This window comes from Salinivirga sp., from assembly GCF_055145285.1.
Map to the genome: position 1 here is coordinate 13,088 of NZ_JBSRDC010000007.1, position 21,946 is coordinate 35,033.

Genomic DNA, 21,946 nt, shown 5'->3' on the forward strand with positions numbered 1-21,946 from the left:
GTTTTATGAAGATAAGAATCTGTCAACCCGTCATTATGTATTTACCTGCATTCAAGCACTTTGTTTTAGCAATCATGTTGCCGCTGATGCTAATGTCTTGTGGTAGACAGCAAATAAATCAGCAAACCGCATTAATTCCAAAACCAGATAGTGTGGTGTTTTACACCGGATTTTTTAACATTAGTAATGGTGTGGATCTGATTTCTGACGGGTCTCTTAATGCTGAAGTTGAACTGTTGCGGAAATATTTGACGGAGCAAAGCATTATTGTTACAGACAATGTAGACCAGAAAGTGGAACTGATGCTTGATGGTAACCTGAAAAAAGACCATTATAAGTTAGAGATAACCGATAATCAGGTGCTGTTAAAATCAGGCAGTAGGCAAGCATTGAAATATGGTATACAAACCTTAAGGCAACTTTTATTTTTTGCGGTAGCTGACCAAAAAGCCATAGCTTGTCAGCATATTTCAGATGCGCCCAATTACAAGTATCGTGGCATGCACCTCGATGTGGCCCGTCACTTCATGCCCGTAGCATTTGTCAAAAAGTATATTGATATGATGGCCATGCTCAAAATGAACTATTTTCACTGGCATTTGGTCGATGATCAGGGTTGGCGCATAGAAGTTAAGCAATATCCGAAATTAACTGAAATTGGCTCAAAACGAAATGAAACCCTGACAGGACATGGAGGTGTGAAACCTTTTGAATACGATGGCATTCCGCATGAAGGGTTTTATACACAGGAAGAAATTAAGGAAATTGTAGCTTATGCCACTTTACGTGGAATAACAATCATTCCCGAAATCGAAATGCCCGGACATGCCCGCTCAGCCATTGCAGCTTATCCTGAATTAGGTGTTACGGGCGAGAAAATTGGTGTGTGGACACGTTGGGGTGTTTCGCCTTACATTTACAACGTGGAAGAATCCACTTTTGATTTTCTGGAGGGTGTTTTAGATGAAGTTGCTGAACTATTTCCCGGAAAATATATTCACATTGGCGGCGATGAGGCAGTGAAAGATCAGTGGAAAGCTTCTGGCCGCGTGCAGCAGCGCATAAAAGAATTGAACCTTACCGATGAAGCTGCGCTGCAAAGCTATTTCATTAATCGCATGGCCGATTATTTGCGAAAAATAGGCAAAGCCATTATCGGGTGGGACGAAATTTTAGAAGGTGGAGCACCTGATGACGCCGTGGTTACCTTCTGGCGCAGTTGGCACAAACCCAGTCCGGCCATTGAAGCTGCCCAAAATGGACATAAGGTGATTTTTACACCTGCTTCGCTTTGCTATTTCGATCATTATCAAACCACTTTACAAGATTCTATTGAACCATTAGCCATTGGCGGCTGCACACCGGTGGATTCACTTTACATCAAAAAACCTATCAATAGTAACTTTCCGGATAGTTTACGCCAATTTGTCTGGGGCGCGCAGGGAAACGTGTGGACAGAATACATGAAAACCCCTGAACATGTGGAACATATGGTGATGCCCCGTATGGCTGCTCTGGCAGAGGTGCTGTGGACGGATGAAAAAAAGCAGGATTTTGAAGATTTTAAGCGCCGGTTTAAAAATTTTGCCAAATGGTTGGAGGCGAATAATATTAATTATGCCAAATATATCTTCGAAGACAATTAGTAATGACTGATCGAAAACTAGAAATATGTTGCTATACGGCTGAATCCGCTATTCTGGCTGAAGCAACCGGAGCCCATCGCATTGAGTTATGCGATAATTATGCAGAAGGAGGTACTACGCCCTCTTTTGCCACAATTCAAAAAGTGGTTGACAATCTTGAGGTGCCGGTAAACGTGATTGTGCGTCCACGTGGTGGCGATTTTTTATATTCGGAACTGGAGTATGCAATTATCAAAGAGGATGTAAGGCAAATAAAAACACTTGGGGCAAATGGAGTGGTGGTTGGTTTTTTAACTACAGAGGGTGAAATTGATAGCAAAAGAACCAGCGAAATTGTAGAATTGGCTGGAAGTATGGAAGTGACTTTTCACCGGGCTTTTGATATGTGCAAAGATCCATGCAAAGCATTAGATCAGCTTATTGAATTAGGCGTAATTCGCATACTAACCTCTGGACGTATGAATAGTGCTTTAGAGGGAGCCGATTTAATTGGAAAGCTGGTTCAGAGAGCTCAAAACAATATTATTATAATGCCCGGAGGTGGTGTGAACGAAAAGAACATTTCGGAACTTATTCATTCTACAAATGCCCTGGAATATCATAGCAGCGCCAAAACATTTGTTCAAGGTAAAATGAATTACCAAAACCAAACCGTTAGCATGAGTGGTAGTACTAATCCGGAAGAATTCAGGCACATTTCGGTTGATCAGGAGCAGATTCGTGAAATGCTGAAGATATTACAAGAAGTATAGTCATCTGAAAATGAGGAATAGTAATCCCTTGTTTGAGCTGCACAATTCCAAATATGGAAACGTCATGGCGAGGAGGAACAGCCTGTTCCGATGAAGTCGGAAACGACGCCATCTGTTTCAAGCTTCTCTCGCGGTTTTTCACCTCATCCTAACCTTCTTCAGTCGAGAGCCTGACACAGCCTCAAGGAGAAGGTGCGCTTCGATCAGGCTGTAGTACAGAGTATTAAGCTGATTGTGGGTAATTTTGTTCGTTTTGCTGCGCATAGCCGTATGATAAAAATTCTGTAATGGCTGCACGGTTGGAGTCCGCTCTTTTGGAGAGTTAGTGAGGTGCGCGGTGGGGAAGTGATCTGTTTCCCTGCCGGCCATGCGGTGGCGGTTCCCCCTTCAGGGGGTTTGGAGCCCCGAAGCAAGCGAAGCAGTCTGCTTCAAACTGCACGAACGTTCAGCTGAATTGCAAATCCAGCCTTATTCTAACAGCTAACATAATAAAACAAAAACCGATTGGGTATTATTTCCAACCGGTTTTGCTATGTAATTGATTATATTTTTATTTTGACTATAGGTCAAATCCACCACGCCAACCAATTGAGAACTGTATTGAACCGGCTGATTCTTTTTGGTCGCCCCATGTTTCATATTTCATAGGTAATAGGTACATAGCAGAAATTGTAAAACCTCCAAGCTCTACGCCAATTTCAGGAGCTACTCCAAAAGCATAAGTGGATCCACCCTCAGCAATAACCTGACCATCTGATGTAACTTCAGGCACCTCTAAACGTGATGCTCCAGCTGAAATTGCGCCATATGGTGATACCTTGCTGTCAAAAAAACGGTAAAGTCCTTTAATTCCGCGGATACCCAAAAGGTACATATCGAGGTCGAAATTGTTGTCTGACGAACCTCCACCCACTAAAAGAGCATCATTGTATACTAACCCTACAGCAAGTTTGTTATCAAATTGTGGCAGGTGATAAAGGATATCAACACTATACCCAAAGCCTCCTTTTCCACCAGAACCTTCATCGTAAGTAAAAGCATCACCCTGAGGAGAAGCGTAACCAACAAAACCACCAATCGAAATTCTTTGCGCATTAGCGCTAAAAACAAATAATAAGCTTAATAAGGCAAAAAGTAAACTAATTTTCTTCATAAAATTGAATTTAATATTTAAAAATGAGACTTATAATAAAAAACTTAAGCTATCAATAGGTTATCTGCAAAAAAAAGTAATTTAATAAAGTGTCGTTTTAAGAGTATTGCGTTCAAAAGTAAAATTTTTTTTTCACTGTGCGATTAAAACGTGAAATTAGTTATAAAAAAATGGTTGTTAAAAGATTAAGGTTTTTGCTTTGATAGCTTTCGAAAGAAAGTCCCCGTATATTTTAAAAGTCACATATAATTATTGCCTTTTGCTATGAGGTTTTTATGTTGGATTTGCTTCAAATTATGTGAATGTTAAATGCCTCTATGCCAGTTTGCTTGAAAATAATGACGTCTTTGGTTGTATTGAAACCCTCATTTCGTCCATAGTGAAAGAATTTGTTTGAAACTTTACAACAGATAATTAGATTAGATCGATTTGTTGTTTCAGTTTCTAATTCAGCGGTGGTTCAGGTAAATTTTCATTAAATTTGACTATCACAAAATCGAAATCTCTGCTCAAAATGAAAAACACAACCATAATTCTACTAGCCTTTTTATTTTTCATAAGCTGCAATCCAAAACAAAAAACACCTGATGCAACAAATAAACTTCCGCGAATAGCAATCTGCGGACTGGCAATAGAATCCAGTACTTTTTCTCCGGCACAAACCCACCAAGATGCTTTTCATGCCAGAGTGGGAGATGAGATTTACACGTATTATCCGTTTTTAAGTGAGGATTCTGCCACAAGAAAACGAGCCAGGTATTTTCCAGCTCTACGTGGACATGCATTGCCAGGAGGTATTGTGACCAATGAAGCTTATGAAAGTTTGATGGCAAAAATGCTGCAAAAACTGGAGGCAAATGTACCCTACGACGGCGTTTTTTTCGATATTCATGGTGCCATGAGCGTAGTCGGTCTGGACGATCCTGAAGGAGATATGATACGCCGCGTGCGTGATGTGGTAGGGGAAGATGCTTTAATTTCAACGTCAATGGATTTGCATGGAAATGTCTCCCCGCAACTGGCGCATCAGTCAGATTTAATTACCTGTTACCGAATGGCGCCGCATGAGGATGCCCTTGAGTCTAAAAAACGTGCATTGACAAATTTACTTGACCGGATTGAGTCCGGCAAGGGAAGGCCAGCTTACAAAGCGTGGATTCCTGTGCCAATTTTGCTGCCGGGCGAAAAGACCAGTACGCGTATTGAGCCCGCCAAAAGTTTATATGCCAAAGTAAACCCTATGACCCATAAAGAAGGTGTGTTAGATGCTGCCCTCTGGGTAGGTTATGCCTGGGCCGATGAGCCCCGAAACCATGCGGTGGTAATGGTTACAGGAGATGACAAAAAGCAGGTGAAAGCATCGGCTGAAGAACTGGCGCAAAGTTTTTGGGATGTGCGGGAACAGTTTGAGTTTGTGGCGCCTGTGGCTACACTAAATGAAAGCCTTAATATGGCGTTGCAAAGCGATAAAAAGCCATTTATTATCAGCGATATGGGTGATAATCCCACAGCCGGCGGTGCCGGTGATGTTACCTGGACTTTGAAGCAAATTCTCAATAAAGCGGCTTTCCAAAAGGTTGAAGGCCCAACATTAATTTATGCATCTATACCCGGCCCCAAACTGGTTGAAAAAGCCCTGGAGGTTGGCGTGGGAGGAAAAGTTAACGAGTATGCAGGTGCTGAAGTAGATAACCGCTATGAAGGGCCAGTCAGGCTTAAAGGCGTAGTGGAAGCAATCAATAAAGGAGATAAACACGCCGGAGTTGAAGTTGTGGTGCGCGTTGGAAGTGCTCGGGTAATAGTAACCAAAAAACGTAAACCCTACCATCACGAGGCTGATTTTACCAACCTTAATTTAAAACCACGTGAAGCTGATATATTGGTTGTGAAAATTGGATATCTGGTGCCTGAATTGTACAACATGCGCGGCGACTGGATCATGGCGCTGACACCGGGCGGGGTAGATCAAAATTTAGAACGATTACCATACAAACGTATCAAGCGTCCCATGTATCCTTTAGATAAAGACATGGCTGAGCCGGATTTGTCTGCCCGTTTTATTCCATTATCCAATGAACAAAAAGCTTTAATTGAAAATTAATTTGTTTTAACCAATTAATTTGGTTTGTTATAGTTTGAAAAAATAGAAAATAATACACTTATGAATACAAATCTTGCAGTATTAATCGACGCCGATAATATTCCTCCGGGCAATGTAAAAGAAATGATGGAGGAAATTGCCAAATATGGAAATCCTACCATTAAACGAATTTATGGCGATTGGACCAAGCCTAATTTAGCAAAATGGAAAAGCTTGTTGCTTGAGAACGCTATTACGCCCATTCAACAATATGGCTACACATCGGGCAAAAATGCAACAGATTCTGCCATGATAATTGACGCAATGGACATCCTCTATGCACAAAAGGTCCAGGGATTTTGTCTGGTCTCAAGCGATAGTGATTTTACCCGCCTGGCAACCCGTTTGCGTGAGGCCGGTTTGCAGGTAATTGGTATTGGCGAGAAGAAAACCCCCAGTCCGTTTATCGTGGCCTGCGATAAGTTTATTTACCTTGAAATTCTGAAGAAACAGGCTGATAAACAAACTGATGACGATGGAAAAGAACAGAGTAAAGAGTCTGTGGATAAAATCACCCGAAAGGATATTAAACTTATATCTTCTACCATATCCGATTTGTCAGACGACGATGGTTGGGCCTTTTTGGGAGATGTAGGTAGCTTGTTGCAAAAGAAACAACCAAACTTTGACTCACGGAATTATGGTTTCGAAAAACTTACACCATTGATAAAATCAATCGGTCAGTTTGAAATAGAACAGCGCGAAAACCCCAAAAGCCGTAATAAACTAATTTTTGTGAAAAATAAAGAGAAAACGAAATCCGGCCCGAAGAAGAAAGTTTGAGTTTTATAAACTTCAGCTTTTTTAGGTTCGTGCTGCCTAAGTAATTTAAAATTCATTTTTGGAGCAAAAGCAAACGTAGCGATTTTGTTAATCTTTCTCGAGGAGAAGATTGGTAATGCAAAAGGCTAAATTTAAGAAGCGAATTAGTTGTAAATAGTAAAAAAAGCCTCTTAGTGATTATTAACAACTAAGAGGCTTTCATAATTTGATTAGTATTTCTGTATTTTTATATCGGTTACGATATTATCAGAATTCAGCTCTTTTGCTTTTATACTTCCCTTTCTACCATCTTCTAATTCAAAGAAAATCATGTTGGGGATTGTTGACGAACCAAAAACATCCTGATCATAAGTAACTGTCATATCAACCAATAAGCTGTCGTTAGTCATGCTGTCAAATTCTTCAACAGTAATAACCGGACTACTTTGGTAATTGTCGACTATGGTATGCGTAGCATTAGGAATTGCTACACCAGCATCATTAGCATTGTCCGGGCTGACAAACTTCATCACTGATGTTGTATTTGAGTTGAATCCAATATGTATGGAGCTTCCATTTTCGCCATTAATGAGATTAGCTGTATAAATTTGTTCTGTGTCAAATGAATAAAACCTGCCGTAAGTTGAGTTCTCATTAAGGCCAAAAGTAATGTCTGTATAAGTTTCAATTGCGCTAAAGCCTGCAACTTCGATAGAATCTGTTTTGCTATCGCTGCCTTCACTATTTTTAGCAGTCAACATAACATATAATTTTCCTGCTTTATCGACTGTAATGTTTTGAGGTTCGGCTTCTTCCGATGTTTCTACACTTGCACCTGCGCTAAAGCTCCACTCATAAGATGTGGCATCGGAACTCAAATTATTAATTGTTAATTTTGCATTTGGAGATTCCCCGCTTACAGTCAATTCAAAATCTGAAACTGGCTTTGTTCCATCGTTTTCATCGTCAGAACAAGAGACCATAGCTGCGAAAAGTAATACTAATAAAGTAAATTGTTTCATGGTAAATGTGTTTTTAATATAATTTATAAAATGAACGACAAAATTAAAGATTTAAGTAAAACAACAATATTTAATGGAGTTTTTTTACAATATTCCGTAAGATGTGGCCGTCTCCGATTAAACCGTACAAACCCACAAGCAACGACGCGTCACCACGATCCGCCGGCTGGCGAAGAAGTGATCTGTTTCGAGCTTGCGCTGCGGTTGTTTGCAAAAGATTGCCACGGGCTTCGCCCTCGCAATGACGTCTCCGAATGGACGATGTCGTTGCCGTTTTTGCTGTGCAAGCCCAAAATCACCGACGCGTCATCACGAGCGGAGCGAAGTGATCTGTTTCAAGGTTTCACTTGCGGCAATAAATCATTCCATTGCGGATTTATCTTCTCAATTAAATCGATTTTCTTTTGCCGAGACCCGGATTTGATTTGCTTTTCTCTGGCAATAGCCTCTTCAATACGAGGAAAAACTTCAAAATATACCAAATTGGTAACGTTATACTTTTTTGTGAAAGCGTTGGGATGGTAGCCGGTTTGATGCTCATTGATTCGTTTGTAAAGGTCAGATGTAACGCCTGTGTATAAAACTGTGTTGTTTTTATTGGTTGCTATGTAGGTAAAACCGCCTCGTTTCATTGTTTTTTGTTCAAAAGTACATATTTTTTCATAGATTGGCTGAGCCGAGCTTGCACTAAGTGCTGCCGTTCAGATTACCGTTCCGTTTATTTCAACAGATTGCTTCATTTCGACTGTACTCAATGACCACTTCGCTACGCTCATCGCAATGACGTCGCTGATTGGACTACACAAACCCAAAATCACCGACGCGTCATCACGAGCGGAGCGAAGTGATCTGTTTCGAGCTTGCGCTGCGGTTGTTTGCAACAGATTGCCACGGGCTTCGCCCTCGCAATGACGCGTCTCCGATTGGTCTGTACAAACCGAAACCGAGAATCGGAGACGTCATCACGAGTGCAGCGAAGTGATCTGTTTCAAGCTTGCGCTGCGGTTGTTTGCAACAGATTGCCACGGGCTTCGCCCTCGCAATGACGCATCTCCGATTATCCTGCACAAACCCAAAATCGAAAACGCTCTCTCTCAGCGGAGTGGTTACTGCATGGTCGAAGTACCGAAGCAACCTGTTACAAGTTCTGTCCACCGCCGATTTTTTACCTACAGGCAACACCGACCCGCCGCAGCGGTTGGTGGGTTTTAAAAAGAAATAAACACCCAAAAATCTAATTCCCGGCAACATTTTTGTTAATCTCTTGTTTATTGAATTAGTATGAAATACTTTTTATCAAATATCGCCATACTCACATACATCGTCGGCCTTTTTGGCTGGCAGGTGAACAAACACTATTCCGATGGTGAGCTGTTTGATATTAAGTTGTTTGCCGAGGCCGAAAAATGCTGTGATACCGGTTGCGATTGCTGCGATGATACGCTAGATATCTATCAGCTCGATACAGAACACGATACGGGACAAAAAACAGAAATCGAGGTTCCTGTGCTTGATCTGTCAACCAAACACAATGTTTTCGATTTTTTTACGGCAGATGCAACTCATACTGAACCTACAACCATTCGCCCACCACCATTAATTTCATACTTACATACTTTACCTAATTTACAAACATTCCTTTGTTGATTGATTATCACTGTTTCTTCAAAACTTGTCACTAAGTAATATGTTGAAGTTTTGAGCAGTGTTCATTCTATTAATAATCAATCAAATGCTAGTGTTATGGGCTTCTTACACGCTTAAATAGCTGAAGATAGAACATATACGGCATCCTAAACAAAAAGGAACATGTTTAATAAAACCATAAAGTTTTTTCTTGAAAATAAACTGGTTACATTTCTGGCACTTGCTGTATTCGTAGCATGGGGAATTTCAACTTCACCATTTAATTGGGATACAGGTATTTTACCAAACGACCCGGTTCCAGTTGATGCAATCCCCGATATCGGCAAAAATCAGCAAATTGTGTACACCGAATGGCCGGGCCGTTCTCCGCAGGATATCGAAGATCAAATTTCATATCCCCTCACTACCGCACTCCTGGGTATTCCGGGTGTTGAAACCATTCGCAGTAATTCAATTTTCGGGATTTCGAGTATCTACGTAATTTTTGAAGATGATGTGGAGTTTTATTGGAGTCGTACACGCATACTGGAAAAACTTAATTCTTTGCCGCCGGGTACTTTGCCGGACGATGTAAAGCCTGCGCTGGGGCCTGATGCCACGGCATTGGGACAGATTTACTGGTACACGCTCGAAGGGCGCGATAAAAACGGCGATCCGGCAGGCGGCTGGGACCCGCATGAGTTACGTACTTTGCAGGACTTTCATGTGCGCTACTCGCTAACGGCGGCCAAAGGAGTGGCGGAAGTGGCCTCTATCGGCGGGTTTGTGAAAGAATATCAGGTCGATATTGATCCCGATGCCATGAAAGCCCACGGCGTGAATATCAGCCAAATAATGAGCGCTGTAAAAAACAGTAACCTCGATATTGGTGCACGTACCATTGAATATAATCGCGCCGAATATCTTGTCAGGGCCCTCGGCTATATTCAGGAACTTGAAGATTTGGAGAAAAGTGTTGTAGCTGTAAAAAATAATGTACCCATCACGTTAGACGATGTGGCCAAAATTAATTTTGGTCCGGGCACACGCCGGGGTGGTCTGGATAAGGGTGGAGTAGAGGCTGTTGGTGGCGTTGTGGTGGCGCGTTATGGCGCCAATCCCATGAAAGCCATCGAAAACGTAAAGGAAAAAATTGCCGAAATTGCTCCGGGTTTGCCTTCTAAAACGTTGGAAGATGGCACAGAATCGAAAGTCACCATTGTGCCGTTTTACGATCGTACCGGATTGATTAAAGAAACCCTTGGTACGCTTGAAGAAGCCATTTCACTTCAGTTGCTCATTAGTATTCTGGTAATTGTTGTGCTGGTAATGAACCTTCGGGCTTCATTTCTCATCTCCAGTTTGTTGCCCATTGGTGTGTTGATGACGTTTATCACCATGCGCCAATTTGGTGTGGATGCCAACATTGTAGCGCTTTCTGGAATTGCTATTTCTATTGGTGTGATGATTGATGTGGGCGTGGTTTTTACCGAAAATATTATCCGGCACATCGAAATGGCCAAAAACGTGGGAGCCAGAGGTAAAAAGCTGCTGAATGTAATTTATGAAGGCGCTGTAGAGGTTGCCGGGGCAGTTGTTACGGCCATTTTAACCACAATTGTGAGTTTCCTGCCGGTCTTTGCTATGGAAGCTGCCGAGGGCAAATTGTTTAAACCGCTGGCTTTTACCAAAACTTTCACCATGGTATCGGCGCTGATTATTGGTTTGATTATTATTCCGGCGCTTGCTCACCTGGTGTTTTCTATGAGATTTGATAAAAAACAGTACAGAAAAGTGCTTAATGGTTTTGCAGCCATTGCCGGTGTTGTGTTGGCTGTATCAACCGGATATTATCTGGCGTTGGCCATCACGGCTTTTGGTGTGAATAACTATTTTGCCGATCGTTGGCCCGAAAAACGAAGAAATTTCGTGAATTACATCAACATAGCCATTACAGCCGCTATTGTAATTTTCTTTCTGGCAAAAGTCTGGATGCCCCTGGGCGCACAAAACTCATTGTTTGCCAATTTCTTTTTTGTGATAATGGTTGTGGCGGTGATTCTCGGTGTATTGTCAACCGTGGTGTACTTCTATCCCACAATTTTGAAATGGACATTGAACCATAAATGGGCGTTTATGGTTCTTCCGATTTTAATTGTCTTATTCGGAATTACGGCCTGGCAGGGTTTTGACCGCATATTCGGTTTTATGCCCAAATTTGTAAAGGATACAAAAGCATATCAATCATTAAATGAAGCTGTTCCGGGCCTTGGTAAAGAGTTTATGCCTGATCTCGATGAGGGCTCATTCCTATTGATGCCTACAACCATGCCGCATTCAGGTGTTCAGGAAAATCTTGATGTAATCCGGATGCTCGATAAGCGGGTAAACTCCATTCCGGAAGTCGAAATTATTGTAGGAAAGTGGGGAAGGGTAAACAGTGCACTCGACCCGGCTCCTGTGTCCATGTTCGAGAATGTGATTAACTATAAGCCGGAATATATTTTGGATGAGGATGGTCATCGTATGCGGTTTAAAACCAACGATGATGGCGCTTTTGTCTTACAAGACGGCTCAACTTATAATCCTGCGGAAGAGGATTTCCGTTTAATTCCCAAAGAGCAACTCATACAGGATAATAACGGTGACTATTTCAGGCAATGGCGCGATAAAATTCGCTCTGCAGACGATATTTGGAACGAAATTATCGACCGGGCGAAAATTCCCGGACTCACATCAGCTCCCAAACTGCAACCTATTTCTACTCGATTGGTAATGTTGCAAACCGGCATGCGGGCACCTATGGGAATTAAGGTGTTTGGCCCTGATTTGGAAACTATTGAATCTGTCGGTCTCCAACTTGAAGAACATTTGAAAGATGTAGAAGGCGTATCACGTTCGTCGGTTTTTGCCGATCGGGTAGTGGGTAAACCGTATCTTCAGATAGATATCGACCGCGATGCAGTGGCTCGTTACGGGCTAACGATAAAAAAATTGCAAACGGTTCTCGCCGGAGCTGTGGGCGGCATAAAACTCACCACCACGGTAGAAGGACGTGAACGGTTCCCGGTGCGCATGCGCTATGCCCGCGAATTTCGCGATAATCCTGAAGGATTGAAAAAGATATTGATTCCAACATCAACGGGCGCGCAGGTTCCTCTGAGTGAGGTTGCAGATATCACATACAAGCGTGGCCCCCAGATGATTAAAAGTGAGAATACTTTCCTGGTTTCGTACGTTATTTTCGACAAAATAGATGGTTTTGCCGAGGTTGATGTGGTTGAAAAAGCACAGGAACATTTAAACGGGTTATTGGAATCAGGCGAATTTGAATTGCCGGGCGGCGTAAGTTATGTGTTTACGGGAAATTATGAGAATCAGATTCGGGCTACAAAACGCCTGGCATTAGTCATTCCTATTTCGCTCATCATCATTTTCCTGATATTGTATTTTCAATTCCGGTCAGCCACCTCCACAACACTGATATTTTCAGGTATTCTGGTGGCTTTCTCCGGCGGCTTTATCATGCTTTGGCTGTATGGTCAGCCCTGGTTTTTGGATGCACAGATGGCAGGAATGAATCTGCGTGAACTGTTTCAAATCAAAACCATCAACCTGAGTGTGGCCGTATGGGTGGGTTTTATTGCACTTTTTGGAATTGCAACTGATGATGGTGTGCTGATTAGTACTTACATCAAGCAATCGATGGAACGTCATAAACCCAAAACAGTGAAAGAATTGCGGGAAGTGATTGTCGAGGCAGGCTCAAAACGAGTACGCCCGGCAATGATGACAACCGCCACCACGCTCATTGCATTGCTGCCGGTTCTCACATCCACAGGAAAAGGTTCCGACATTATGGTGCCTATGTCCATTCCATTATTTGGAGGAATGTTCATTGAAGTGCTAACCATGTTTGTAGTTCCCGTACTTTACAGTTTCTGGCAGGAACGCCGCATTCTAAACGCTGCCAAACAAGGCCAATTGCAGGAAAACGCAATATCTGAATAAAAATGAGAAGTGATATTCAAAAACCAAACGAATAATCTCAAATTGATATGAAACATATAATCAAAATAATAATAATAATCATTGGACTTGGTCAGATGTTGCAAGCTCAGGATCAGCTCAACCGTTACCTGGAAACAGCGGCTGAAAACAATCCGGAGTTACAAGCGAAGTTCAATGAATATATGGCAGCTTTGGAAGTTGCTCCACAAGTGAAGGCATTGCCCGATCCAAAGCTGGCATTTGCCTGGTTCATCAGTCCGGTGGAGACTCGCGAAGGTCCGCAGCAACTCAAAATTTCAGCATCGCAGTATTTTCCGTGGTTCGGAACGCTGGAAGCCAAAAAAAGTGCTGCCGTGCAAAACGCGAAAGCTAAATATGAAGTGTTCAAACAAACCCGGTCGCGACTGTTTCAGGAAGTTAAAGTCGAGTTTTATAACCTCTATTTTAACGAGCGGGCCATCACTATTACAATGGACAATATTCAACTGTTGCAAAGTATCCGGCAAATGGCCATCGTGAAGATTGAGTCCGGACTTGTTTCCATGGTCGATGAATACCGCATACAAATGGAAATCAACGAGCTCGAAAACCAATTGGCGTTGCTGCGCGATGAAAAATGGGCGTTACAAACCGGGTTTCGGAATTTGCTCAATGCAGGGAATGATTTGAACATGATTTTACCTGACACACTCCGGCGAAGCGATTTTCCGCTGAAAAAGCAGGCTGTGTTGGATTCAATACAGGCCGGAAATCATCAGCTTTTAAAACTGGATTTCAAGCAGGCAGTCCTGACTCATCGTAAACGCGCTGCCAAAAAAGCCGGGATGCCCGACTTTTCTGTGGGATTGACTTACACTTTAATCGGTGAAGGTGAAAACAATGCATCAGGTAAAGATGCCTTTGTGTTTCCTTCGGTCGGCATTACAATTCCACTGTACCGGAAAAAGTATAACGCTATGGTAAACGAAGTTGCATACCTCGAAGTGGCGAATCAGAAAAAGAAAGAAAGTAAAAAAGATGCATTAGAAACGTTGTTTGAAAAAACCTGGAACAATTATCAGGATGCCGGGCGGCGGATTGTACTCTACGAAAAACAGGCGAACCTGGCACGGCGGGCCCTGAACTTATTGGAATCGGAGTATGCGTCTGAAAATACCGATTTTGAAGAAATTCTTCGTATGGAGCGTAAAGTATTGAAATATAACCTGGAATTTGAAAAAGCAAAAACCGATAAGCAAGCAGCCATTGCCTTTATCCGGTACTTAATGGGAAGGTAATTATTTGAAGTGGCGCAATCATAAAAATATAAAAAAATGAAAAAAATAATAGAAAAGATAAGACAGCATTACAAGCAATTATCCATTGCTGTTGCCATTGGGTTAATGTTGGGTATATTGATTTCGTTGATGTTTTCATCAGATAATCAACAAATCAAACCATCAGCAAATCAGCAAAGCGAGGCTGGGCACGATCATGAGTCGGAAGATCCAACCACGTGGACATGCTCCATGCACCCGCAGATTAAGCAGGATAAACCCGGCGATTGCCCGATATGTGGAATGGACCTTATTCCGCTTGAAAGCGCAGAATCCGGTGGCGACAATATCAATCCGGACGAGATTATGCTCACAGAATCAGCGGCAAAGCTGGCCGATATTCAAACCACGGAAGTGAAAAAGGGAAGTCCGGTGAAAACCATTTTTATGCAAGGCAAGGTGGCGGCAGATGAGCGCAACATTGCTGAACTCACGGCGCGCTTTGGCGGCCGATTAGAAAAACTCTTTGTGAATTTTACCGGCGAACGCGTACAAAAAGGTGAAAAGTTGGCGACAATATATTCACCCGAGTTGGTTACGGCGCAGCGCGAACTCATTGAGGCTATTTCATTCAAAGACAATCGTCCACAAATTTACAGGGCGGCCAAAGCAAAACTAAAACTTTGGGATTTAAACGATGCGCAAATTGAAGCCATTGAAACCAAAGGCGAGCCCAAACTCTATTTCGACGTATTAGCTCCCATCAGCGGGACTGTGATGAATCGGCATGTGGCTGTGGGCGATTATTTAAAAATGGGCGATCCGTTATTCAAGGTTGTAAACTTATCCTCTGTTTGGGTGATGTTTGATGCCTATGAATCTGATCTGCCGTGGATTGAAGTAGGCGACAAAATTGAATTTACGGTGAATGCGCTTCCCGGCAAAACTTTTAACGCCAAGGTTACTTTCATCGATCCGTTTATCAATCCTCAGGTGCGTACCGCTAAAGTGAGGGTACAATTGCAAAATCCCAATGCGAAGCTAAAACCCGGAATGTTTGCCGGCGGAACGCTGCACTCTTCCATTGCGGCTAAAGCCAATGAGTTGCTAATTCCCAAATCTTCAATTTTGTGGACTGGCAAACGATCTGTGGTTTATGTGAAAGTTCCCGACAGGGGACAGCCAAGTTTCCTTTATCGCGAAATTGAGTTGGGGCCTGAAGCCGGTGATTTTTATGTGGTGGCCGATGGGCTCAAAGAAGGCGAAAAAATTGCCACCAACGGCGTGTTTAAAATTGATGCCGCAGCACAACTCGAAGGCAAACAAAGCATGATGAACCCGGAAGGCGGAAAAATATCTACAGGGCACGACCACGGAGGTATGGACATGAGTGGTGATGGCGATGCGGAGGCGCAAAACGAAACTCCAACTCCGGAAGATTTAGCCGCGCCGGATGCCTTTAAAAAACAACTTACCGATGTGTACCAAAAATACATCGACATGAAAGATGCTTTTGTAGCTTCTGATGCACAAAAAGTGAGCGATAAGGCCACCCAAGTCAGAAAAATGCTCGATGAAGTTGATATGGGCTTGCTCAAAGGCGATGCTCACATGCAGTGGATGGATTATCTGGAAACGCTGAATGAAACCATTCAATCTATTAGTAAAACAACTGTTTTGGAGAAGCAAAGAAAAACTTTTTCCAAATTTAACCTGGCCTTTTATAAAGCAGTTAAAGCATTTGGACTAAAAGGAGTAGAGACCCACTACCAATATTGCCCCATGGCAAATCGCGACCAGGGAGCTTATTGGTTTAGTAATGAGAAAGAGATCAGAAACCCGTACTTTGGCGAATCGATGTTGAAATGCGGAGAAAACAGGGAAACCTTTAAGTAAAATCCGTAAGGATAATAGTCAAAAGGCTATTGCAAAGGTAGGTAATGACACCAAAAATTATAAAGCAGATGATAAAGCCTATGAAGGTTTACCCGGATGTAGTAAATAAGAAAGATCCGAAGAATAATAAAATGAGGGAAAAAAGGAAGCTGACTGATACTTAAAGTGTCAGTTGGCATTACCTTTTACCCGGGTTTAAATAAAAAACGTGATTTAATATTATAAAAAGAGACCATGCCCCTGTATATTATAAAGCCTGTTTTAATGGTATTAATTTCATGTTCAAAAATACTTATCCTTGTAGATGTAAGGATTAATATTCATTATCGACTATCTTAATAAGGAAGATACATTCGTCAAAAAAAAGGCTCTTTATTTGGATTTAATGATGTTTTTATCTTAATTTAGATTATATTAAAATAACCATTATGTTTTTAAAAAATTTATTACCCGTAACTATTCTATTAATTTTAGTACAATTTGGTGTTGCTCAAACCAATTCAAATGAGCAGCGTGCCACATTGATTCGTGCCAGCGAAAATATGACAGAGGTTCAATCTCTGGCGCAAAAGATGCAATCCGGTAATTTTGTGCCGGCGGAAGAAATCTATAAAGAGGTGAACCCTAAAGAGCGTGGCATTAACCAGGTTGTACCTGGTAAGGGACTTCCAAAAGGCGGAGATCCCCTTCAGGGTTTGCAAAAGCGGTCTGTTCAATACGATAGCCGTGCACCCATTTTTACTTTTGAAGCGATAAGTGCTTATGTAACACCTACCGATCCGACTGGGGCAGTAGGTCCCAATCACTTTGTGAATGCATGGAATTCAGCATTCAGGATTTGGGATAAGCAAGGAAATCCATTAACACCGGAAGCTTCATTAGCTAATATTTTTCCGGGAGAAACCATGGGTGACCCAATTGTGATATATGATCAGTTTTCTGATCGTTTTCTCGTTACTCAATTTTATTCCAATGGTTTTCTTGTAGCTATTACCCAGGGTCCCGATCCTGTAAATGATGGCTGGTATACTTATCAGTTTCCAACAAGCACCTTTCCCGATTATCCAAAATATTCCATTTGGTCCGATGGATACTACATAACAGCCAACAAGAACTCTTCTACAGCCGGAACCAGTGAGGTTGTTTATGCACTCGAAAGGGACAAAATCATCCAGGGTGATCCTACCGCACAAATGATTGGGTTTCCATTGCCTACGATCAATACCAACGGGTTTTTCAGTCCGCTTGGTTTTAATGTAACCGGTACCGAATTACCACCTCCCGGTAATGCCCCTGTTGTTTATATGCAAGACGATTCGTGGGCAGGTGTAGCCGATGATCATCTTAAAATATGGTCCATTGACGTTGATTGGAATTCACCAGCGAACTCTACAATTTCTGCCCAGCAGGAATTGGCCACAACGCCCTTTGATGGCTTATTTGATGGTGGATCGTTTTCTAACCTGCCACAACCCAGTGGTAGTGATATAGATGCTTTGCAGGCCACCATAATGTACATGGCCCAGTATCGCAGGTTTGCTACCCATAATTCGGTAGTTTTTAATTTTGTTGTAGATTTGGATGGTAATGATAATAACAGTGGAATCCGTTGGTACGAGCTCCGACAGGATACCGATACAGATCCCTGGACAATATACCAGGAAGGTACTTATGCGCAACCCCATGGCAACAGTGCTTTCTCGGGCAATATGAATATGGATGCACAGGGCAACATCGCTTTAGCCTATACCATAGTGAGCGATACAGCATATCCCTCTTTACGGTATACCGGAAGATATGCTGCTGACCCCTTAAATGTGATGACGCTTGAAGAAGAAACCATTGCCAACGGCACACAATCAAATCCTTCATATCGTTATGGTGATTATTCACAAATGACCATCGATCCGGAAGATGATCTCACCTTTTGGTCTATTGGAGAGTATTTTACAGGTGGAGCACGTAAAAACCAGGTGGGTGTTTTCAAACTGGCCCCTGATTTCGAGAACGATTTAGGTATTGTAAGTGTAGATTCCCCGCAGGGTTTGCTTATGGGTAGCGAAGAAACTGTAACAGTATCTGTCAGGAATTTTGGGACGGCCAATCAGGTTGATGTGCCGATTTATTATCAAATTGATGATCAGAATGTTGTAAGTGAAATTGTTACAGATACTGTTTTTGCAGGAGAAATTTTGCAATATTCCTTTCAAACCACCGCTGACCTGTCTATTACAGATACCACTTATGAGTTAAAAGTCTATACAGCCTTAGCTATTGATGAAAATATAGCTAACGACAGCCTTATGGTACCTCTTTCTCCACTGGATGCCCACGACATAGGCGTTGAAAGCATTTTATCGCCGATTTCGGGTTCGGGTTTATCAGACAATGAAATAGTGTCTGTGCAGATAAAGAATTTCGGTGCAGAAACACAAGCAGACGTTGACATCAGGTATTCGATAGATGATATGCCTGTGTTTTTTGAAACTATAACGGATTCTCTGTACAGCGGTGATTCTTACACTTACAACTTTGTGCAGCGAGCAGATTTATTAGCTGTTCAGGACTATGAATTAACTGTCAATACTGCATTGGAAGTCGATGAAGAGGTAACCAATGATACACTTTCGGTTATCATTTCCAACTCGTTTTGTATGCCTCAGTCAGATTGTTCACTAGGTCATGGAATTTATCGGTTCCAAATGGGATCTATCAACCATGCATCAGTATGCAATGATGTCGGTTATGCTGATTATTCTATGTTGATGACCAACATGTACCTTGAGGAATCTCAAACCATGAACATCACAACGCATCATGGCGATGTGTATGTAAAAGCCTGGATAGATTTTAACGATAATTTTGTTTTTGAAAACCATGAAGTCATTGTAAGCAATGAGGTAATTGCAGCCGGAGAAGGATCGGGTGAGTTTACCCATACAATTAACTTTCAATTCCCTGAAATTGCAACTGCAGGTGAACATTTACTAAGAGTTAAAACTAATAGTGACGGAAATGTACCAGAGAATGCATGCGAGGCCACAACTTATGGTGAAACAGAAGACTATAAGGTGAACTTAAAAAGTTTAACCGGAATTGCAGATTTGGCGCCAGATACCGAGCTGAATATAATGACACTTGGTGGAAATCAGTTTAAGGCTGTTTTAAACAGTCCAACCCAGGAACCATTAAACATTAGTTTACATGATACACAAGGCCGAACTTTAATCTATAATCGGGTGTATCCGGTAAACGGCCAATATACCTATGAATTTAATATGGGTTATGCACCTAAAGGTATTTATCTATTGCGAATGGGTAATGCACAATGGGGTAAGGTTAAGAAGATTAGTGTAAAGTAAAAAATATCAAATCAATTTAAAAATCAGAAACTATGAGAACTAAGATTTTTGTAACAATGCTATTTATTATGGCAGGCGCAACAGCTTTGCTTGCCGGAGAAAAGAATGTGAAACTAAAGGTTTATGGCAACTGTGGCATGTGCGAATCCCGTATTGAAAAAGCTGCAAAATCAGTCGATGGAATCAGTGAAGCATCATGGGACAAAACCACACAAATGCTGCAGGTTACCATGTCTGATAATGTGGATGAGATGACCATTCATAAAGCTATAGCTAAAGTGGGTCACGATACCAACAAAGTCACAGCAGATGATGCTACTTACAGTGGTTTACCCGGATGTTGCAAATACGACCGTCCTGCAAAAACACACAAATCAGACTGTAATACACCATGCAAAAAAGCTAAGAAAAAAGAGTGCGACAAGTCGTAAAGTTGCATTAATAAAAAAAAGCCCGGCAATCCTATTGTTTGTCGGGCTTTTTTCCTTTTAACTCCAAATTATTAAATATAATTCTGATATGTTTGTTAACGTTATGTTTACGTTAACAAACATATCAGGGTATTTTGATGTATTAATTTATGTAACTTATTGCACCAAAATTCAGTATGTATGGAGCCGCGTTTTGAGCTTGATCTGTCATATAGTATCAAAGATAATGTGGTGCGTATGATGCATGAACAGTACGACCAGATAATATCTTTTTGTAAAGCCCGTGATGTTGATTCCGATAAAGCAGTGCATGAAATCAGGAAAAGTTTTAAACGGTTACGTGCCATATTACGCCTTGTTCGTGATGCAATAGGCTATAGCAGTTACTACAGAGAAAACGCCTTTTGCAGAGAGGAGTCAAAATTGCTAAGCGAATTAAGAGACTTAAAGGTTTTTCAGGAAGATTTGCAACACATCGCCAAAAACTACCAGGAGTCTGTAGATCTTCAATTTATTGAGCAATTGCAAGAGGTAATTTCAGAGCTACACCAAAAGCAATTTAAGGAAGTATTTAAAGCTGATTTATTTCACAAAATCATAGATGATGTACAGTTGGCTAAGGAACGCGTGAATTCGTTATCTTTTTATACCGAAGGATTTGATTTGATAGCACCAGGACTTATGCGAATTTATGGCAAAGGTCGAAAGGAACTCAACACAGTTAAACGTGAGCCATCTACGGAACACTTTCACAATTTAAGAAAACGAGTCAAATATTTGATGTATTTTTCGCAGATATTACAACCATTGTATACTGAATACTTTACGCTGCTTTCCAAAGAACTGGATAAAGCGTCAGATTATTTGGGTCTTGACCACAATTTTGCGGAACTTATTATTTTTGTCGACGAACTAAACAAAAAAGGTATCCCAAGGCAAAAGAAAAACAAATTTATAGCCTTTTTACAAAACTTTAGAAACGATTTGCACCACAGTGCCTTAGAGAAAGTTGAAAGCATCTATGTTGAGTCACCAAAAGTTTTTAATAAACGAATCAGACAATATTTTTTGAATCATAAGTTACACGAAACCCATTAAAATTTTAAATTTAACTTGTAAATAATACAGCAAATCAAATTTTATAGCCATGGATACGCAAAAATTAGCAATGCAGCAAAAGGTCATGAAGTGCCTGGAAGATAATCTGAAAGTTTGGAGTCATATTTTAGAAATGCAAAAGGATTATGACCGTTTTGTTAAAAATATGAAAAAAATTAACGATTTACAGCCTGCGGTTCATAGCAATCCTGAACCCATTGCTGCTAATATTAAAAACACCCACGAAAAGCTTATTGCACAGTTGTTGCCGGTTATAAAAGTGCTGTCAGTTTATGCTCATGACAAAGGCATGAAAAAACTAGAAAAAAAGTTAAAAATTGACCGTAAAGCGCTTAATAAACTTAAGCCAAACCAATTGGAGAAAGAATCGCTTGCTGTTTGGAAAGCCATCACTAAGCATCAAAGTGCCAATGTTGAAAAAGCTAAAAATGACGAAGCTGAAAATTATGGACTGTCTCAGAAAATGATTGATAGTCTATACGATACCATTATACAGTATAAAAACCTACAGGAAAATTATAAAGAGGAAAAATCGGCCAGTAAAAAGGCTATATCTGCAACGGATGACCGAATAAATGCAAATAACAAACTTCTGAAAAAACGTATCGATAAGTTTATTTATCTGTTTGAGCAAAGCAAGCCTGAATTTTTCAATTGCTACATGATGGCCCGAAAAAATAAACCCATGCCAGCCAACCCACCCAAAAAAAGCAGCAGTAAACCAAAAAACCAGCAAAGTGGCAAAACATCTGAACCAAAATAATTTGTTT

The 21,946-nt window shown here is 41.3% G+C and carries 15 protein-coding genes; 12 read left to right on the plus strand and 3 right to left on the minus strand.

Annotation, left to right across the window (positions count from 1 at the left end):
* The first annotated feature begins 5 nt into the window (after positions 1–5).
* Both ACTB0Y_RS01740 and ACTB0Y_RS01745 read left to right on the plus strand, forming a co-directional pair.
* Positions 6–1,646 (plus strand): beta-N-acetylhexosaminidase, encoded by a 1,641-nt coding sequence (locus ACTB0Y_RS01740; protein ID WP_463205063.1) that lies wholly within the window; start codon positions 6–8, stop codon positions 1,644–1,646.
* Between the two features lie 2 nt (positions 1,647–1,648).
* Positions 1,649–2,398, plus strand: a complete 750-nt coding sequence (locus ACTB0Y_RS01745) for a copper homeostasis protein CutC (protein ID WP_463205064.1) — start codon at positions 1,649–1,651, stop codon at positions 2,396–2,398.
* Positions 2,399–2,957: 559 nt separating this feature from the next.
* Here the strand turns inward: ACTB0Y_RS01745 and ACTB0Y_RS01750 are convergent.
* On the minus strand, positions 2,958–3,551 hold the full coding sequence (locus tag ACTB0Y_RS01750; protein WP_463205065.1) for a hypothetical protein: 594 nt from the start codon (positions 3,549–3,551) through the stop codon (positions 2,958–2,960).
* A gap of 514 nt (positions 3,552–4,065) precedes the next feature.
* Between ACTB0Y_RS01750 and ACTB0Y_RS01755 the strand changes: the two genes are divergently transcribed.
* Positions 4,066–5,652: a M81 family metallopeptidase gene (locus ACTB0Y_RS01755; protein ID WP_463205066.1), complete on the plus strand. Its 1,587-nt coding sequence runs from the start codon at positions 4,066–4,068 to the stop codon at positions 5,650–5,652.
* A gap of 60 nt (positions 5,653–5,712) precedes the next feature.
* Complete coding sequence (locus tag ACTB0Y_RS01760) at positions 5,713–6,474, plus strand: NYN domain-containing protein (RefSeq protein ID WP_463205067.1); 762 nt, start codon at positions 5,713–5,715, stop codon at positions 6,472–6,474.
* 209 nt (positions 6,475–6,683) lie between these two features.
* Here ACTB0Y_RS01760 and ACTB0Y_RS01765 read toward each other — a convergent pair whose 3' ends face one another.
* Complete coding sequence (locus tag ACTB0Y_RS01765) at positions 6,684–7,475, minus strand: PKD domain-containing protein (protein WP_463205068.1); 792 nt, start codon at positions 7,473–7,475, stop codon at positions 6,684–6,686.
* A gap of 335 nt (positions 7,476–7,810) precedes the next feature.
* Entirely contained in the window at positions 7,811–8,107 is a 297-nt protein-coding gene (locus tag ACTB0Y_RS01770) for a GIY-YIG nuclease family protein (RefSeq protein WP_463205069.1), read from the minus strand.
* A 649-nt stretch (positions 8,108–8,756) separates the two neighbouring features.
* Here ACTB0Y_RS01770 and ACTB0Y_RS01775 point away from each other — a divergent pair.
* From ACTB0Y_RS01775 to ACTB0Y_RS01810, 8 genes are all read left to right on the plus strand, one after another.
* Entirely contained in the window at positions 8,757–9,122 is a 366-nt protein-coding gene (locus ACTB0Y_RS01775) for a hypothetical protein (protein ID WP_463205070.1), read from the plus strand.
* 162 nt (positions 9,123–9,284) lie between these two features.
* Positions 9,285–13,112 (plus strand): efflux RND transporter permease subunit, encoded by a 3,828-nt coding sequence (locus ACTB0Y_RS01780; RefSeq protein WP_463205071.1) that lies wholly within the window; start codon positions 9,285–9,287, stop codon positions 13,110–13,112.
* Positions 13,113–13,159: 47 nt separating this feature from the next.
* Complete coding sequence (locus ACTB0Y_RS01785; protein ID WP_463205072.1) at positions 13,160–14,389, plus strand: TolC family protein; 1,230 nt, start codon at positions 13,160–13,162, stop codon at positions 14,387–14,389.
* Between the two features lie 36 nt (positions 14,390–14,425).
* Positions 14,426–16,264 carry an efflux RND transporter periplasmic adaptor subunit gene (locus ACTB0Y_RS01790; RefSeq protein WP_463205073.1) on the plus strand — a complete coding sequence of 613 codons (1,839 nt, stop codon included), beginning with the start codon at positions 14,426–14,428 and terminating at the stop codon, positions 16,262–16,264.
* Positions 16,265–16,692: 428 nt separating this feature from the next.
* Entirely contained in the window at positions 16,693–19,626 is a 2,934-nt protein-coding gene (locus ACTB0Y_RS01795) for a GEVED domain-containing protein (protein WP_463205074.1), read from the plus strand.
* A 32-nt stretch (positions 19,627–19,658) separates the two neighbouring features.
* The gene (locus ACTB0Y_RS01800) at positions 19,659–20,057 is read left to right on the plus strand and encodes a heavy-metal-associated domain-containing protein (protein WP_463205075.1); all 399 of its coding nucleotides are present in this window, start codon (positions 19,659–19,661) and stop codon (positions 20,055–20,057) included.
* A gap of 180 nt (positions 20,058–20,237) precedes the next feature.
* Positions 20,238–21,155, plus strand: a complete 918-nt coding sequence (locus tag ACTB0Y_RS01805) for a CHAD domain-containing protein (protein ID WP_463205076.1) — start codon at positions 20,238–20,240, stop codon at positions 21,153–21,155.
* Positions 21,156–21,204: 49 nt separating this feature from the next.
* Positions 21,205–21,939: a hypothetical protein gene (locus ACTB0Y_RS01810; RefSeq protein ID WP_463205077.1), complete on the plus strand. Its 735-nt coding sequence runs from the start codon at positions 21,205–21,207 to the stop codon at positions 21,937–21,939.
* Positions 21,940–21,946: the final 7 nt, after the last annotated feature.